We start from the raw sequence: 21,556 nt of genomic DNA, 5'->3' as shown, positions 1-21,556 counted from the left end.
AGCTCCTGTATTATCTAACTCGTATATTTTGGAATAATCACTATCATAATCACTTCTATCAGAATCTGTACCTGTAAAAGTAACAGCAGAAACAGTAGATAAATCTATATTTACTCCATAGTCATGAGTACTTGTATGAGAACTATAATCAATCCAATCCACGCTTATATCTGTGTAAGTTACAGTTCCACTATTATTTACAAATTGACCACCAATTAATAAATCCTTGTGGAAAGACCCTACTAATCTATCTGTTGCTTCTCCACCTAAAGCAATATCTCCTCTATCACTTCCTGTTTTTGAAGTAGCAGTATAAATAGTATCATTACCAGTACCACCTGAAAGTGTATTTTCACCACCTATTCCATAAATAGTATCTAATCCACCAAGTCCACTTATAATATTTGACTCATTATTTCCTTTTAATATGTCATCATAATTTAGTGTTCCTGTTATATTATTTATATTTCTAATATATGTTTCAACATTATGATTTGAAGAGCCATCATCTAAAACTCTTCCAAAAGTACCATCACCATTGTCATAAGCTAAATCAATATTTACAGCATTATTTGCATCATAAAAACTAATTGTATTTGTTCCATGATTTGAGCTTCCTGCATATAAAACTGAATCATCTGTTGAAACTAAAGATTCATTTCCTCCATCATATCTATCAATACCAGTTCCACCTTCTAAAGTATCATCACCTTCTCCACCTATTAGGAAGTTATTTCCTGCTGTTCCATATATTGTGTCATTACCTTCATTTCCATGAAGAGTGTTATTATTACTATCCCCTCTTAATATATCAGCTAATTTTGTACCAAAAAGGTTCTCTATTTCAACTATATTTGGAGTGTATCCACCAAAAGTAATAGAATTTGCACTCATTGTTGCATCAAGTCCATTTGTTATTTCATCAAAGCTTAACCAGTCTCCACCTTTTGCTATAGCAGTACTGCTACCTTGTGAACCATCTGTTGTTGTGTGATTTCCACCATATATTTCATCATTACCAGCAGTTGCAATAATCCAGTCATCGCCATCACCAGCTACAATTCTATTAATTCCTGAGTTACCTTTTATAATATCATCATGATTTGAACCTGTAACATATGCGATATCATAGATTTCATCACTTGAACCAAATCCATTATCACTAGCTTGATTTGTACTTAAATCTATGTTTACACTATTTGTTGCATTTATATAACTTAAAGTGTCTGTTCCACTTCCCAAATGTCCTATAATATTCCCCGAACCATCTAGGGTTGCATTTCCACCATAATATTTATTTGTCCCACCATTTGCATAAATAACATCATTTCCATCTCCACCATAAATAGAATCATTATGGGCACTACTTGCTGTTATTGTATCATTTCCACCATAGGCTAAAACTGTATTATCACCTCTAGCATCACTTAAGTCTATTGTATCTTTATAATTTGTTGCAATAATTCTTTCAAAGTGAGTTTTTAAAATATCTGTACCATCTGTAGAACTAACAATTGTCCCATCTTCTCCATCTGCTTTAAGAGTAACTGCAATTCCTGATTGACTACTTGCATAATAAAGAGTATCTACTCCTGTTCCACCTATAAAAGTATCATCACCTGTATCACCAATGAAAGTATTATCACCATTTAAACTACCATCAAGTAAGTCATTACCTGCATCACCACTTAAAGTATCGTTTCCACTTCCACCATAAATAGTATCAGCTCCTGATCCTCCTGATAATTTGTTGTTTCCAGAAACACCATAAATAGTATCATCACCTTCTCTACCATCTACAAGGTCATTTCCTGCTCCACTTACAAATATATTTCCATAAGAGCTTCCATAAAGTGTATCATCATAATTAGTAGCTATTACTTTTTGGATATTTATTAAATCATCTTCTACTACAGTATTTGCACCACTTGGATCAAGGTGATACCCATTGTCAGTTGCTTTACTAAGTCCTAAATCAACTACAATTTTTGAACCTCCATTAGCAGAATCAACACTACTATAATCAACACTATTAAAGCCTAGTCCACCATCAAAATAATCACTTCCTTTTGAAACAATAAAACTATCATCCCCTTTGTATCCTAAAAGCGAATTTATGATATTAAAGTTATCATCTCCTTTTAGTGTGTCATTATTTGAAGTACCAACAACATTTTCAATATGAGTTAAAGTATCTGCATTAGCAATATTTCCTACTTGACTTACTTGATTAGACCCTAATGATAAATCAACATTAATAGCTCTTCCATCTGTAAGAGTAATATAACTATAATCAACCCAATCTGAACCACTATTTGTAGCAGTTGTTCCATCAAATGTACCACCGTAAATAGCATCACCACTTAATAATCCTAGGATAGTATCATCACCTGATCCACCTATTAAGGTATTAGAACCTCCAAATCCAAATAAAATATCATTGTTAGCTCCACCATCTATTACATTGCCAACAGATGATCCAATCAAGGTATCTGAACCACTTCCTCCAACTACATCTTCAACATTATAAATTGTATTTTTCCCATAACCAATTGAAGTTCTTGCATCAAGGGTAAGTGTAGTTTCATTTATATAGTTTATATCAGTAGTATCACTTAAATTTAATGTAACAGAAACACCAGCATCACTAAAATCAATTTTATCCCTTGCGTTTGCAATTTCAAATGCACTTTCAGTTCCAGCTCCACCTAGTGATACATAATTTTCACCATAAATTATATTATCACCTATTCCGCCTCTAAATACATCACTTCCTGCACCACCTACTAATATATTATTAGCACTTATTCCATAAAGTGTATCTGTACCTTCGTTTCCAAATAAAGTATTATTTTGCCCATTACCTTTTATGAAATCATCTTCTTTGGTTCCGACTACATTTTCTATATTAAAAAGTCTCTCTTTATTTCCATATCCATCATTTTGTACAGCCCAAGTAGTATTATCTCCATCATTTTGAGTTGCACCAAGGTCTATGATAAGTCCAGCACTTACATCACTTCTTGCATAATCTACTGTATCAGAACCCTCTTCTCCATCAATATAATCACTTCCTTGTGAAGAGTAAATAGTATCATTATTACCACCAGCTAATATTGAGTTATCGTTATAATCACCTGTTATAGTATCTGATAATGCTGTTGCTTTTACATGCTCAATACCCATCAATGTAGTTTGATAACCTGTTATAGTAGATGTACCTTGACTACCATTTGCATTATTTCCATCAGTATCAAGTACTATTGTAGCACCTGAAACTACTATATCATCAAAATATGCCCAGTCTTCATTTGCTCCTCCATCAAGAACATTTGCACCTAAACTTCCTTTTAATGTATCATTTCCAGCACCACCTACTAATGAGTTGGCATCCCCATTTCCAAAAATAATATCATCATAACTAGTACCTATTACATTTTCAATACTATCAAGATATTTTGCACTTCCAAATCCATCATCAATTACTCTATAAGTATCAGCACTTCCTAGAGTTTGATTTTTATTTAAATCAACATTTACTCCACCAATAGTAGTACCATTTCTTCCCGTATCACTGAACTCAATAGTATCTGTTCCAGTTCCTCCAAGAATAGTATCTATATTTTGTCCTAGAACAAAATAGTCATTTCCACCTTTTCCATCAAGAATATTAATTTCATCATTTCCAATAATATGGTCATCTTTTGTAGAACCAATAACATTTTCAATTCCAGAGATAGTATCACTACCATAGTTATCATGTATTCTTTGAGTATTAGAATCTGTTAAATCAACTTTTACACCACTATAATAGACTCCATTAACTTTTCCATTTGTTGCATCGTCATCACCAAATGAGGTACCTGTTAAATAACTATAATCAACTGTATCACTTCCAGCTCCACCATCTATAATATTATCTCCACTACCTGAGATTATAGTATCATTATCAGCTCCACCTTGTAGATTATTATTACCACTTAATCCATTTATTGTATCATTACCAGCTCCACCAATAAGAGTATTTGACTCAGCTGAATTTCCTACTATCTCATCTGCCAAAGCTGTACCAGTAACATTTTCTATACCAAATAATACATCAGCATTTCCAGTTGCACTAACTATTGCTAAGTTAGAATTCAATCTTGCAATAACACCACTTCCAACAATGTTTTCATAACTTACTGTATCATTTCCACTATCACTATGTGTTTGAGTAGCTACAATATAATTTCCACCATAAATCTTATTACTTCCAACACCAGCATAAATAAAGTCATCACCAGAACCACCATAAATAGTATCACTTCCCAATGAAGTATGAATCGTATCACTACCACCACCAGAATAAATTTTGTCGTCACCAGTTCCTGCATAAATTAAGTCACTATTTCCTACAACATCAGCTTCACTACCATCAACTTTATCCCCATAAATAGTATTATCTCCTGCTGTTCCTTTAATAGTATCACTACCTGTTTCACCTACTAATGTATTATCTCCTCCATCTCCATTAATAGTATCATTAACAGTTGTTCCTATAATATTTTCAATATTAACAATAGTATGAGAATTGCTACCATTTATAGTTACCGTAGTGTTTGCATCGTTTGATAAAGTTAAATCAACACCTTTTGTAAAACCAGTTGTATCTAATAAACTATAATCAACAGTATCACTACCTCTTCCAATAAAGTTATTAGAACTATCTACTTCAGTTCCCCCATCTATTACATCTCCTGCAAAACTTGAGGCACTTGTTGCTCTAAAGATATCATTACCTGAAGAACCAAATAGTTTATCTGCTCCTGTTCCACTATAAATTGAGTCATCACCTGCTCCACCATCAATATAATTTGAACCAGCAACTCCATAAATAGTGTCATTTCCACCCATACCATAAATAGTATTATCAGAAGCATTTCCATAAATAGTATCAGAACCACCACTACCTTTGATATTTTCAATATTTTTTATCTTATCAGTAGAACCATTACTTACATATACACTTGCATATGTACCATCATTGATTGCTCCTACTCCATAATAATCAGTAGTATGAGAAACATCTAAATCAAGAACTATATTTGTTGTACCATTTGTACTATAATCTATAGTATCTCCATTTGTCCCTTGATCTCCAGCATCAATAATATTTGCTTCATCTATTTTTGTTACAAAATTATCATCATAGCTTGTTCCAACTATATTTTGAATATTTGATAAAGTATCAGTAAGATTTGTATTTCCAGTTACTATTTTATCTACTGTTCCTGCTTGTAAATTTACAGATATACCTGCAATTAGAGCTGTATAGGTATATAGTGCTGTATTATTCCCCGCAAATCCATTTAAAACATTTGCATTTGAATTTCCTTTGAAAGTATCATTACCACTTGTTCCAATAGCACTATTAATATAAAAAAGTGCATCAGTTTTTTGAACTGCTAAAGTACTATTATCCCTTATTTGAACACTACCATCAGTCAATCCCAAATCTACAAATACATTATAATTATTGTCAATGACTTGGTAATCTACAAGATCACTACCAGCAAGTCCTGCAGTAGTACCATCCCAAGTACCACCATAAATAGTGTTATCTCCTCCAAATTTTTCATCGGCATTTGTTCCTGATGCATTATAATAGGTTTTAAAAATATCATCTCCACTATCCCCTACCATAACATCTGCACCATGACCTGCAAAGATTAAGTCATTATTTGCTCCACCATCTAAGTAGTTTGCTCCATCAACTCCATATAAGGTATCATCTCCACCATGTCCCCAAATAGAGTTAGTAGAACTATTACCTCTTATAGTATCACTCTCTAAATCACTACCTCTTACTTGTTCGATTCCATAAAGTAGATTAAATCCTTGATCTTGACTATAAGCAAAACCATTATTATTATATGTTCCTATAACATTTGCATCATATGTAGCTTCATCGGCACTATTTATATTTGTTTTTCCACTTAAATCAATGGTCATACCTTTGATAGCTAATCGATAATCAACCATATCAAGAGTTCCATTATCGCTTGTTTCATCTCCACCATAAACAAAGTTTGTCATATTATCAGCAGCTTCAAATACAAAAGTATCATTCCCTGCTTCACCATAAACAATATCTTCACCTATTCCACTTCGAATAATATCGTCATTGGCTCCAGCGAAGATTGTATCATTTCCTAAGCCACCTCTTAAATCATCGGCACCAGCAGCTCCATAAATAGTGTCATTACCACTTCCACCTTGAATAAAATCACCATCTGATGAGGTAGAGTTTCTCTCTTGTGAACCACCATAAATAAGATTATTTCCAGCAATTCCATAGATACTATCAACTCCATCTAATCCAACAAAAGTATTAACCCCATCACTTCCTGTGATTGTATCATCTTGATTTGTTCCAACTATATTTTCTATAGAGGTGATTGTGTGATGATTTGATGTATTACCCACTTGAACATCTACATTGGTAACACCTTGCATATTAATTACAACTCTTTGATCTAATCCACTATAATCAACTAAATCAAATCCAGTTCCACCATCTATAAAGTTTGATGCTGAATTAGCAACACTTTGCATATAAATAGTATCATCACCAGCTTCACCATAAATTATATCTGCTCCACTTCCCGCATATATAATATCGCTTCCAAGTCCAGCATGAATTGTATTAACTCCTGCTCCACCTGTAATAGTGTCTGCAAAAGATGTACCTATAACATTCTCTATACCAAAGAAAGTATCATCTTTTGTACCACTTGCAAAATTATTATTTGCTAAATCGACTTTAGCTGTTTGAGAAGTAAGATTTACAATAACTTGATTATTGTAAGAACTATAATCAATACTGTCTTGTGTACTTGTATCTGTATGAGTTGAACCATCCCAATTTCCAGCATATACTGTATCACCAATTTCACCCATCATAACAAATTTATCGGCACCATCTCCACCAATCAATGTATTTTGTGCACCACTTCCAATAATTGTATCTGAGCCAGCTCCTCCAATAGCATTTTGAATATTTCTAATAGTATCGCTGTATCCACTACCTACTACATTTGCAGTTTGATTTGTCAAGTCAACTACTACATTATTAGAACTTCCAACATATCCATAACTTACATAGTTACCTAAACTTCCATCTCCACCATCAAGATAGTTATTTCCACTTCTACCCATCAAGAAGTCGCTTCCACTTCCACCAATTAAAGTATTGTTTGTAGAATCTCTTCCTATTAAAGTATCATTTCCAGCAGTTCCAGTTACATTTTCTATACTTTTTAATAAATCATCTGAAATATTTGAATCTGTAAAATCAACTGTAGCAAAACCATTTGTATCTAAGGTATTTAAATCAACTGAAATACTATTTGTATTATCACTTAAAACACTATAGTCCATAGTATCACTATCAGAGCTACTTTCAGTTCCAGTTATTCCATAACCATCAATTGTATTACCACCTGTATATGAAGAGCTACCAGCTTTTACAATATCACTTCCAGAAGAAAGATAAATAGTATTTATTTGGGTATCCCGAAGTGTTACAATATCATTGTTTGCACTAGCAATAATGTTTTCTATACCAAAAAGACTATCTGTACCTGTTGCAATACTTGTAGCATAACCTGTAGCTCCTGTAAATACTCCTGAAATACTACTTCCACTTAATTTATTTAAATTTACAGTAACACTAGCTAGAGCATCTTGAAAACTAACCCAATCTTTTTCTGTACCTATAACATCAGCAGTTCCACCATAAATGGTATCGTCTCCACTTCCACTTGAAATAGTATCAGTACCTGTTCCCCCATAAATAATATTTGCCCCAGAGTTTGCATAAATAACATCATCATCCAAACCACCATCAATGAAATCATCTCCCGTACCAGCTGTTATTGTATCAGACCCTGCATCACCATAAAGAGAGTTTAATCCAGCATTTCCATTGATAATATCATCACCAGCTCCACCTCTTAGGATATTACTATTTCCATCTCCTACTATGTTATCAGCACCAGCTCCACCAATAATATTTTGTATATTTTTAATAGTATCATTTGATGCATTTGTGATAGTTACTGTTCTATAATTTGCACCATCAAGAGTTACTGTAATGCTTTGATTAGAAGCAGCATTACTATAATCCATAGTATTATTCCCACTATTACCATCAAATTGATTTGCTGCAGTAAAATTGGTTTTGAAAGTATCATTACCTTCTCCACCTTTAATATTTTGAATATTAATTAATGTATCAAAGTCTCCTGTTACAACTTCTTGAGAAGATTGTGTTCCTAAATCAACATTTACCCCTGCTGTATAGTATTCATAACTAACAAGATTCCCACTATTACTATTCCCATCAATAATATTAGCAGTTGCTCCTGTAGCCATTTTAAATCTATCTTGACCACTTCCACCTATTGCATTTTGGATATTTACAAGAGTATCTTGATCTCCTGTATTTACATATCCTAATCCAACTTTAAAATCAACTTCAACTCCACCAGTCGTATAGTTATAATTTACAGTATTATTACCAGATCCACCATCTAAATAATCATTACCATCTCGTCCCATAAGAGTGTCATCACCAGCACCACCTCTTAAAGTATTTGATCCACTATCTCCATAGATAGTATCATTTCCATCGGTTCCTGTTATATTTTGAATATTAGTATAACTATCTGTTGCACTTAATACCCCATCAATATAAATTAAACCACTTCCAGTCAAGTCAACTTTTACAAAATCTTCTGTTTTATTATCAACTACTAATTCACTATAGTCAACGGTATTTCCATTTGAGTCAATACCATATCCATCAAAATTGTTATTTCGTGTAAAATGTGATTTAAAGGTATCATCAAAATTACTTCCAACAACATTTTCGATACCAACTAAAGTATCTAAACCCATTCCTCCACCAACATTTTGTGCTGTTTCAATGCCTAAGTCTACATTAACAGCAGCAATCGCTTGAGAATAGTTTACTGTATCTGTACCTATTCCACCATCTATTAAATCATTTCCAGTACCACTAAATATTGTATCATTATCAGCTCCACCAAAAAGAGAATTGTTTCCAGCTGTACCATAAATAATATCGTTACCCAAACCACCTTTTAGTGTATTATTATTTGTATCACCTGTTATAGTATCAACACCTGCTCCACCTGTAACATTTTCAATATTTACAATAGAATCATTTTGTGCATTTGCAATGTTAACAGCAACTGCTGTACTACCATTTAATGTTACAGTGATTCCTTGATTTGAAGCTAATGTTGAATAATCAATTGTATCACTACCTGCTATTCCATCAAAAGTATTACTAACTGCTGTATTTGTTTTAAAAATATCATCACCAGTTCCACCTATTGCTTTTTCAATAGAGATTAAAACATCATTATCACCAGTTGCAACAGCACCAGCTCCCAAGTCAATAGTAAGCCCTGAACTATAATATTCATAACTAACCGTATCAAATCCATCACTACCATCAATAACATTAGCAATACTTTCTAATGTTCCGGCAGCTGTTCCCATTTTAATAATGTCAGAATTTTTTGTACCAATTACATTTTGAATACTAACAAGTGTATCTTCATCTCCAATAGATACAATACCAGTGTTATCTTTCATATCAACTACTACACCACTTGTTGTTGTTACATATGAATAACTTACAGTATTACTTCCACCTTCACCATCAATATAATCATCCCCTGAAGCTCCACTTAAAGTATCATCTCCCAATCCACCTTTTATAGTATTATCAGAGGCATTTCCAAAGATAGTATCATTTCCTGCACTTCCAATAATATTTTCAATATTTATAAAAGTATCTGTAATAGTTGATGTTCCAGCAGAATCACCTGCACTATCACTTGAAACTGTAATATTTGAGAAATCAGTAGTTACTATTTTATCAATTGTTGCATCATCTACATTTAAAGAACTATAATCAACTGTATCGCCACCTTCTGAATCAACTACACCACCATCAAAAGTATTATTACTACTATAATTTGTTTTGAAAGTATCAGCATGACTTGAACCAATAACTTTTTCTATACTAATTAATCTATCATTACCTTGAGAAGTACTTATATTTTGATCTGTATTTGTAATATCTAAATCAACAGTAACTGCATCGGAAGAGACACTATAATCAACCGTATCAAATCCATCTCCACCATCTAGAGTATCATCACCACCTGCACCAGATAGTATATCTGCACCCAGACCACCTTTTAAGGTATTATCTTCACTATTACCAAAAATAGTATCATTACCAGCTGTTCCAATAACATTTTCAACATTCTTAACTAAATCGTTATCTCCACCAGTAACATAAAGAGTTGCATTAGTATTTGCCTCTTCTAAAGTAACTGAAATAGAATTTGCACTTCCTAGTTTACTATAATCGATTGTATCACTATTTGCTCCACCATCGATAGTATCAATTCCATCTGAAGCACTTGTAGCAATAATAGTATCATTGCCAGCTCCACCTAAAAGATTATCAGCTCCATCTTTTCCTTCAAGAATATCATTTCCTGCTTTTCCACTTAATTCATTACCTTGACTATCTCCAATAAGTGTATCTGAATTGTCACTACCATTTACATTTATAATTCCATAAAGTTTATCAGTAGATTCTAAATATGGATTTGCAAATCCATCTGCTGTATTAGAACTATTTGATTTTAGTGCTTGAGAATATACATTACCATCTGCATCTGTTAATTTTGTACTTAAATCAACATATACTTTTTCAGCATTGGCATAATCAACTTTATTATACTCTCCACTTGCAACAATATGATTACCATTTGCATCTACAACTCCACCATAATAGGTATCAGCTCCATTTGTTGCAATAAAATCATCATCACCTAAGCCACCAATAATAGTATTTGATTGTGCATTTCCTGTAATTGTATCATCATAATCTCCACCAATTGCATTTTGGATTGAAATTAAGGTGTCTGTTCCCATACCTCCTGATATTACTTGTGCATTTGTATCAGATAAATTTACTGCGATATTACCAATCGCATCTTGATAACTTACAGTATTACTCCCTGTACCACCATCTATAATATCATTTCCGCTACCACTAATTAGTAAATCATCTCCTGCTTCACCATAAAGTTTATTATTTCCTGCACTACCTTTAATAGTATCAGAACCAGCACCACCTTTTAAGATATTATCTTGATTATTACCCAAAATTGTATCATCACCCATTCCACCTGTAATATTCTGAATATTATTTAAAGTATCTGTTCCAAAAGTTGTATTATCTAATTTTTTAGTAACTGTTGAACTACCACTATCTTGTAAATCAACTTCAATATTTCTATTACTTGCATAAGCACTATAATCAACAGTATTAGAACTTCCACCAACACCATCAATTAGATTACTTCCATCATTACCATCAATAGTTGAATCATCTGATTGTAAGATTCCTGCTTTAAAAGTATCACTTCCATTACTACTTCCTAGAAGTGTATCATTCCCTGCACTTCCTACAAGAATATTTCCATCACCTCTAAAAGCATCAAGTATATTATTAGAACTATTCCCACCAATAAAATCTGCTTGGATAGTACCTTTGATATTTTCAACTCTTATTATCCTGTCTTTTTCTGCACCAAAATCTGCTGTTGAATATCCACTACCATCAACATCTGACATATTTAAATCAAGTGCTAATAATTTTTGTGAATACCAAACCCAATCTCCGTTTGCATTATTATTTCCACCATCAAGAATATTATTTCCACTTACACTTACTAAAGTGTCGTTTCCTTCTCCACCATAAAGTTTATCATCTCCTGAAGCACCATCAAGAATATCATCTCCCAAACCACCATACAATTCATTAGCACTACCATCACCTTTGATAGAGTCATTTCCACTAGTTCCAACTATATTTCTTATATTTTTTATAAGGTCATATGTGTTTGTAATAAGTGAGCTTCTATCATCATCACTGTAAATAGAAACTTGTGATTCTTCTTCTCCATCCAATGTTACACTAATTGAACCTGTAGTAATTAAACTATAATCAATAGTATCAGCGCCACTTTCACCATCAACTTTATTTATATAATCATTTCCACTACCAAAGAAACCACCCATTAAAAAGCTATCTGAACCAGTTCCACCTTTTAGGACATTATTCCCTTTTCCACCATATATTACATCATTACCATTAGAACCATCAATTGTATTAGATAAATCACTACCTATTAAAATATCATCATGACTTGAACCTAAAATATTTTCAAAAGCTTTAACAGTACTTGTGTTAGAACCTAGTTGTGAGCTATTTGCTGTATATGTTATACCAGCTATTACAACATCTGATGAACCAATATTTACACTAATTGAGTTTGATGCACTTACAAAAGATACCGTATCTCCTTTTGCATCATTTGTTCCACCATCTAAATAGTTAGAGCCATTTCCTCCATCAATAGTATCATCTCCAGCTTGTCCCAAAATCGTATTATTTGAATTATTTCCAGTGATAGTATCACCTGCTGTATTTGAACCATAAATATTTTCTATATTTTTAATAGTGTGATCAGAATCTGTTCCTCCAACTTTTACAGTTGTAGTATCACTTCCATTTTCCAATGTTAAAATAATTTTATCTACAACATTGCTATAATCTACCGTATCACCTTTTCCAGTATATGCATTTGTTGCACCTTGTGTACCATCTGCTAAGATTGTATGATTAGAACCATCTATTGAAGAACCAGTAAATGAACTACCACTAAAAGTATCATCACCACTTCCACCAATAAAGCTATAAGTACCAGTAGTTGTTATAAAATTATCATCACCTTGACTTCCTTCAAAGGTAGTGATATTTTTAACATAATCGTTATCTCCACCATTGATAGTGATTTGATATACTGTTTGAGAGTTACCATTTTCATCATTGAAAGTTGTTGTAGTACCTAAATCTACAATGATACTATTAGCACTAAGTAAAGTGCTATAATTAACTTTATCATTTCCACTTTCACCATCAATAAAATCGCTTCCTAGAACTTTTCCAATAAAAGTATCATCTCCTAATCCACCATATAAAAAGTTAGCTCCTCCAATTCCATATATGCTATCAGAACCATTACCACCTTTTATAATATTTGAATTACTATTTCCTTTTAATATATCATCATTACCAGACCCAATTAAATTAGCAAAATTTAATAAAGTATCTGTACCATCACCTAAAGTATTTTGAGCCCCTGTTATTCCTAAATCAACAGTAACACCAGCTACTGCTCCATCATAACTTACCGTATTTACTCCACCTGCTCCGTCAAGAATATTATCAGCGTCATTTCCTTGAATAGTATCATTTCCAGCACTTCCAATAACATTTTCTATACTATAAAGTTTATCAGTATAAGTTGTACTTGAGTAATTGACATTTCCTGTACCATTTGTTGTACCTCGCAAGTTTACAATTACACTGTTGGCATCAAAGTAACTAACTGTATCTGTTCCTGCTCCTCCATCTATAGAGTCATTTCCAACTCCACCTGCAAGTGTATCATTACCATCTTCACCAAAAAGCTTATCATCACCAGCTGCACCATAAATAAAATCTTGCCCAATTCCACCATAAATGATATTTTGAGCAGAACTACCAATTAATGTATCATCTCCACTTCCGGCTTTTATATTTTCGAAATTTGTAATAGTATCGCTACCTATTGTAGTACCTACTGCTTGATTAGCAATATATGTAGCATTTGCAGTTGGTGCATTTGAAATTGTAACTTCAGAACCAATATTTACTACTACTTTTGCACCTGCATTTTCAAAACTTACAGTATCACTTAAGCCTGCATTTCCATCTAAAGTATTATTAGTACTATCACCTTCAATAGTATCATTACCTTGTGAACCAACGATATTATTGATATTTCTAATACTATGATTATTTGCATTAACGCCTAAGGTTACGCCACTATATGTAGAGTCCATTAATCTTAATGTTACACCATCAGTTAAAGCACTATAATCTATTGTATCACCATTAGTTTGAGAAGTATTTCCTCCATCGATAATTGTACCAGTGCCATCAACTCCATTTTCGAAAACAAAAATATCATCTCCCGCTTCTCCATATAGTCTATCTGCTCCAGCACTAATTAAAATACTATCATTACCTTCTCCACCTTTTATGGTGTTTTTATTCATATCACCTTTTAAAGTATCGTTACCTGCACCACCTGTTAGATTCTCAATATTTGATATAGTATCTGTTTTAACTACGGAATCATCACTTGTCAATTTTACAGAAATAGTTCCAAGGGATAAATCACCATCAACATAATGTGCTGTATCAGTAATACCACTATAATCTACAGTATCACCATTTGTTTCATTAGTTGTTCCACCATAATATACATTATTCCCATCATCGTATGAACTTATAAATAAATCTTCTCCTGCTTCTCCATAGAAAGTATCATTTCCAGCTCCACCTGTAAAAGTATCACTACCACCTCCACCTTTGATAGTATCAGCACTATTACTTCCTACAAAAGTATCAGAATAATTTGTTCCCCAAATCTCTTCTATGTCTACAAGTTTATCTTTTCCACCTGTATATCCATTGTAATATACTTGATAGTTTGGATCTTGAGTTAAAGATAAATCAACTTTTATTCCACTTGTATTATCACTATAGTCTGCAATATCTACAAAGTTTTTAGTAACAGAAGTTACATTTGAAACAGTTCCAAGGCTTTGGTCTGTTTCAAGATATAGTTTTGCACCATCATTTACAAGATTTGAGCTTGTTATATTATTATTAGTTTTTAACAAAATAAAAGCATCTTCTAAATTATCAAGTACAGTAGTTAAAGTATCAGTTGCATTTGCTGTATATGAAATAGTTTGTCCCTCAATGATAAAACTATAAGTTGTACCATTTGAAATAGCTCCAAGGCTTAATTCATAACCATTCATTCCACCTTTTAACTCATTGATTCCACCTAGACCACTTAAAGTATCAGCTCCATATCCTCCCTCAAGTATATTGTTAGAGTTATTTCCTTTTATTGTATCATTACCAGCACCACCGGTAATATTTTCCATACTAATCATTGTAATTAAATCATTTGGATCAGTAGTATAACTTTGTTCATTTATATTTGATAAATCAAGTGTAATATCTCTAGAAGTATAAGCAAAACTTACAAAATCACTTCCTATACCACCATCAATATAATCCTGCCCACCAAAACCTAAAAGAGTATCATCTCCACTTCCACCAATTAAAGTATTTTTTCCACTATTACCTGTAAGTGTATCATCTTCACTACCACCAACAATTCCATTAATATTTGTAAATTCATGAGTACCATAAAATGAATTTATATATTTAGAACCATCATTTATATCTATTACAAGTTTAGTTGTTGCTCCACTATAATCAACAGTATCACTACTAGTTGCTCCACCTTCATAATAATCAGCTCCTGCAGAAGCTACAAACCAATCATCTCCTGTACCACCAATAAAGGTATCAGCTGATAAGTCACTTCCTTTAAGAGTATCTGAGTAATTACTTCCTATAATAGTGTCTATATTAATTAACTTATCTCTACCCAATAAGCCATCATCTGTAACTTGGAAATTTGTTTGAGTTAGATCTACTTTTATACCATCAGTAGAAGTTTCATAACTAGCAACATCACTACCTGTTCCACCTTTTAAAGTATCATCACCTGCTCCACCAATAAGAGTATTATTTCCAGCAAAACCACTTAAGATATTATTATTTGCATCACCTGTTATTGTGTCATTGTAAATTGTACCTATAACATTTTCTATGCCTGTTAATTTATGTGAAGCAACATCATTTAAAGTAGAAGAAGCTTCACTATTACCATTTAAAGTTACTTCTAAACCTTTTGTTGTCAATCCTGTTATAGCACTAAAATCAACTGTATCACTACCAGTTCCACCTAATAGTTGATCTTGTCCATGATCTTTTGATGAAATAATAAATAAATCATTATCAGCTCCACCATCATAAACATTTGTACCAGCACTACTATAAAATGTATCATTACCAATAAGACCTCTTAGAGTATTGTTGTCACTATTCCCTTTAAAAGTATCTGCATAAATACTTCCATGTACTTCATCAATATCAATTAAAGTATCACTACCTAAATCACCATCTCGAACTACTTGTTTACTCTGAGTCATATCTACATAAATTGCAGCACTTGCTTGTGCATAATAAGCAATATCTTTCCCTGAACCACTTCCTATAAGAGTATCATCTCCTCCATTACCATATAAGGAATTTCTACCAGCAGTTCCACCATCTAAAATATTATCAAGAGAATCACCATACAAGGTATTATCTGAACTATTCCCTACAACTTTTTCTATATCATAAAGTAAATCATTTTCATCATTTACATCAAAACTACCATTATTGTTTGTATCAATTTTAGATCTATTTTCAGCTAAATTTACAAATACTTTTCCACTTCTACCACTTAAGTCAAAAGTATCAGAACCATCTCCCCCATAAATAGTGTCATTTCCGCTACTGCTAAAAATAGTATCATTATCTAAACCACCATAAATAGTATCAACACCTGTACCACCAGTTATACTATCATTTCCACTACCACCACTTAATGTATTATTCCCAGCGGTTCCAAAAATAGTGTCATTTCCGCCACTTCCATCTAAAATATTATCGAAACCATCACCTGTAAAAGTATCACTATTTTCAGTACCTATGATATGAGATACATTTTGAATTGTATTTGTATTTCCACCAGATAATGTGATATTAACTGTATTAGAACCATTTAAAGTTACATTCAATCCACCAGTTTCTTCTTTGCCATCACTATCTAGAATTTGACTATAATCTATTGTGTTTATTCCACTTACACCATTGAAGCTATCATTTCCATTACTAGATAAGGTATCACTTTGAGCTACAATAAAAGTATCATTTCCACTACTTCCAATAACTGTATCACTTCCACTACCACTATAAACTGTATTATTGTATGTAGTATAATCATCAGAGCCTTCTATTTGTCTTGATGTATAAATAATATTATCTTGATTCCCACCACGAAAAGTGTCATTTCCTGCACCTAATTCAAAAGTCATCTTATCTGTAGTAGTTCTTGCAGCATCGATGTAATCATCATTTTTAGTAGCTATTATTTTTTCAATATCGATTAAGGTATCTTTACCAGAGTTTCCATTATCTTGAACTTGTTGAGTTCCTAGGTTTAAATTTATATCTAAGCCATTTAAAGTCGTAACTGCACTATAATCAGCAGTATCAAAACCTATTCCCCCATCAAGAGTATTATTTCCTGCCCGACCAACTAAAGTATCATCACCTGCTAATCCAGTAAGGGTATTACTAGTACTATTTCCATATAGTTTATCAGCTCCACCGCCACCTTCTACATTTTCTACATTTAGTATTTGAACATTACCTTTTCCAGTATTTTGTACACCCAAATCAGCTAAATCTAAAGTAATACCTGTATTAGCATCACCAAAATTAAAACTTACAAAATCTACTCCAGCTCCACCATCAATAACATCTAATCCACTATTACCACTACCATTTGGAAGTAAAGTATCATCTCCATCTCCACCTATTAGTACATTTGAACTACTTGTTCCAGTAATAGTATCATTTCCACTACCACCAATAGCACCTTCAATAGATATGAAAGTATCATTACCGTATCCAGTACCTATGTTAACAGGAGTTCCAGAAACACCTAAATCAATATTTAAATTTTCAGTGGCAGTTGTATAACTAGCAACATCAATACCATCTCCACCATCTAAAATATCATCTCCACCACTTCCAACAATAGTATCATCACCTAATCCACCAAAAAGTGAATTATTTGAACTACTACCAGTGATAATATCTTTGTTATTACTTCCAATTACATTTTGAATATTTACTAAAGTATCTTTTACTGTAGTGGCACCTTGAGTATAAACTTCTTGAAGAGATGTTTTACTTAAATCAACTGTAACATTACTTGAAGCACTACTATAATCAACAGTATTTACTCCAGTTTTACCATCAAGATAGTTTGTTCCAGCTCCACCGCTTAAAGTATCATCTCCAGCACCACCTAGAAGTGTATTATTTTTACTATTACCAAAAAGAGTACTATCCAAATCACTTGCAGTTATATTTTCAATATTATAAACAGTATGTGTCAAAGTTTTAGAATCACCTTCTTTTACCCTAGAAGCACTACCATCTTCTGCTAATGTTAACTCAATTTTTTGGCCAATATCCCTAAAATCAATAGTATCACCTAAAACTTCACCGTCACTTCCTCCATCTATAAAGTCACTTCCACTACTTGCCTTAATAGTATCATCACCTGTTTCACCATATAAATAGTCATTACCACTTCCACCATCAAGGGAGTCATTACCTAGTCCACCTTTGAAAGTATTTGAAATGTTATTACTATCATTTGAAACCAAAATATCTGCATAGTTTGAACCTATTACATTTTCTATAGATTTTAATTCATCAGTTTGTGAAGGAACTGCTCCAACTTGAACAATTCCAGTTGCACTATCACCAAGAGATAATATTATTTCACGACTTGCCCCACTATAAATTGCAGTGTCAGATCCACTACCACCCTTTAAGACATTATCTACTCCATTAGCAGTAAATGTATCATCACCTTCACCACCATCAAAAATATTAGCAAAATTATTACCTATGAAAACATCTTTTCCATCAGTTCCAATAATATTTTCTATTTTTATAACTTGATCAGGTGAACTTTTCCCTTTATCAACAGTTCCATCTATTAAGTTTGCAGATATTCCTTGGTCACTATTTGTTCTATATAGAAAACTATAATCAGCAGTATCATTTCCTGCAAGTCCATCTAAAATATTTACATCATTTACTGTACCACCAAGAGTATCATTAGCAGTTGTTCCTTGAAGATTTTGTATATTTTTTATTGTATCATTTCCAGCATTTACTGTATCTTGGATAGAAGTATCACTTAATCTTACTGTTACACCACCATTTCTTGGATTTATATCTTCAAAAGAAAGAGTATTATTTCCAGTGCCTCCATCAATAATATCATCTCCAGTACCACTAAAAATAGTATCATCTCCAGCACCTGCATCTAAGGTATTATTTCCACCAACTCCTTTGATGATATCATTTCCACCCATACCATAAATAGTATTGTTAACAGTAGATGAACCCCAAATTTCATCTGAGAAATTAGTACCCTTTATGCCCTCTATTTTTATTAAAGTATCTTCTATTGAACCAAATGTAACTTTACCTGTTCCTAAATTTGCCGTTATCTTTGAAGTATTTAAACTATAATCAACAATATCACTTCCATCATTACCATCAAAAATATTATTAGTATTATCTGCACCACTAAAAGTATCATCGTGCTCACTTCCAATAACATTTTGAATATTGATTAACTTATCAACTCCTGTGTTTGAAGTAGCTTCTCCCCATGTTTCACCAAAACCTACTGCAGTTGGACTTAAAAGTTTTACATTTACTCCAGAACCTAAATCAGTGTAATCAACCGTATTAGTTCCAACTCCACCATCAATATAATTATCACCAAAACCACTTTTTATAGTGTCATTTCCTGCATCACCTAAAAGTGTATCATTCCCTAATTTTCCATCAAGTGTGTCATTTCCTGCACCACCATTAATTATATTTACACTATCATTACCGGTAAGAGTATCTCTAAAACTACTTCCAATTATATTTTCTATGCTAATTAAAGTATCATTTCCAGAACCAACTGCTTTTTGTGCGACTAAATCTACTTCAACTCCAGCTCCTGCATTTGAAACAGCTAAATTTGAATAAGAAACAGTGTCTCTACCCTCTCCTCCATCAACTGTATCATTACCAAGTCCAGGGGCAATAGTATCATCACCTTTATTTCCATTAAGTGTATCATTGCCACTTTGTGCAAAAATTGTATCAGTAGTACTACCACCTATTACGGTAGTATCTATATTTCCTGTTCTTATAATATTATCATTTAAATTTGTAGCTAAAACAAATCCATCTGGATTATCACCAACTTGAGAATATCTATAGCTTAATGGAGAATCAGGATCAACCTCTTTAATATTAACACCATAACTATTTTCAAAGGTAATACTAGTTACAACTGGTTGTTCAGCATCAGCTTTTAAACTATCAGGAAGATTATCTGCACTCCATACAGACTCGGCCTCTATTGTCATCTCAAAATTTTCAGAGCCAACAATATTTGTATTATATTTTATTGCAAAATTTATCTCACCATTATTTGGATTAACTGTAAAACCAGCATTTATTGCGTCAGCTTTATTAATAAGCCAAACACCACCACCGTGAGAAGTACCTCCTACAATTGAAACATCACCTGGTAAACCACTTACTTTTATTACTGTTACTCCAAATCCTGCAGGTTGAGATGGAGATAATTTTATTAATCTAGAAGTATAATCTTCTCCAAAAAAGTCTTTATTATCGGCTCTTATTACAGATTGTTGTGCAATACTATTTGTAACAGAAGAGTAGTCTAAATCCTCTGCATTTGTCTGTTTTTGAAGTTCACTTAAAGCAGGAGAGCTTGGATAGTCATTGGCATAAAGAGAACCTCCACCTCCTATAACAGATAAAAGAGTATCTGTACCAGTACCAGTTATTTCTTGAGTACCTTCAATGTGTTGAATATTAATATCAAAAGTAAGAGTAGGTAATACACCCTCTACTTCTGCATTTTCTCCAGGAGTTACGATTGGATTGCTAGGATTATCATCTGAATATTCATTTTCTTCAGGTTCTTTAGGAGGAGTAGGAGGTTCTTCATAATCAAAATGAGAATCCTTATCATATTTATTTACATCTTCATCCATAATCTCTTGTTGTACAATAATTTGATTGACTTTTTCAATCTTCTCTTCTAGTTCTTCAACAATTTTTTTTACATTATCTTCACGCTGAATATCAGCTTCAACAGGTAAAGAGTTCATTGGTAAATCATTTACTTCTTCAACTTGAGATAGAACTTGTCCCAAAGAGAAAGTTTGTCCACCTACTCCTTTAAAAGATGGAGGATTTTCACTGTATCCCATTAGAGCCATAGATACAAAAGTAAAAATTCCTCCTTTTGGCAAAGTAACAACAATATCGCCACCAACTAAACGATAATCTAATTTATCAATATTAAGGCCATTAATATCATAATCAATTTCATCTCCAGGACGAACGTAAACAGCAACATTCTCTCCTTTGTTAGGTTGCTCTTTAATAACAACTTTATCATTTTTATAGTCTAAGATATCTTTATCATTTAATGTGACATTACTTGTTTGGGGATTGATTTTTTGTACTGTTTGAGTTGATTGATTATTAGTTGCCAATTTAAAACCTCTGCGCTAGTTTATACTT

General features: G+C 32.7%; 1 protein-coding gene (running past one end of the window). It reads right to left on the bottom strand.

Annotated features, from left to right (window positions below):
• On the bottom strand, nucleotides 1-21,528 hold the 5' portion of the coding sequence (locus ACNI3D_RS08145; RefSeq protein ID WP_419768934.1) for a hypothetical protein. 5,970 nt of this gene lie to the left of the window's left edge; only the first 21,528 of its 27,498 coding nucleotides appear in the window; it begins with the start codon at nucleotides 21,526-21,528; its stop codon lies beyond the left edge, outside the window.
• Nucleotides 21,529-21,556: the final 28 nt, after the last annotated feature.

The organism is Arcobacter siniprincipis (SeqCode), from assembly GCF_048571125.1.
GTDB lineage: Bacteria > Campylobacterota > Campylobacteria > Campylobacterales > Arcobacteraceae > Arcobacter > Arcobacter siniprincipis.
Note: the sequence above shows the minus strand (reverse complement) of the source record. Positions and strands in the feature narration are given on the sequence as shown.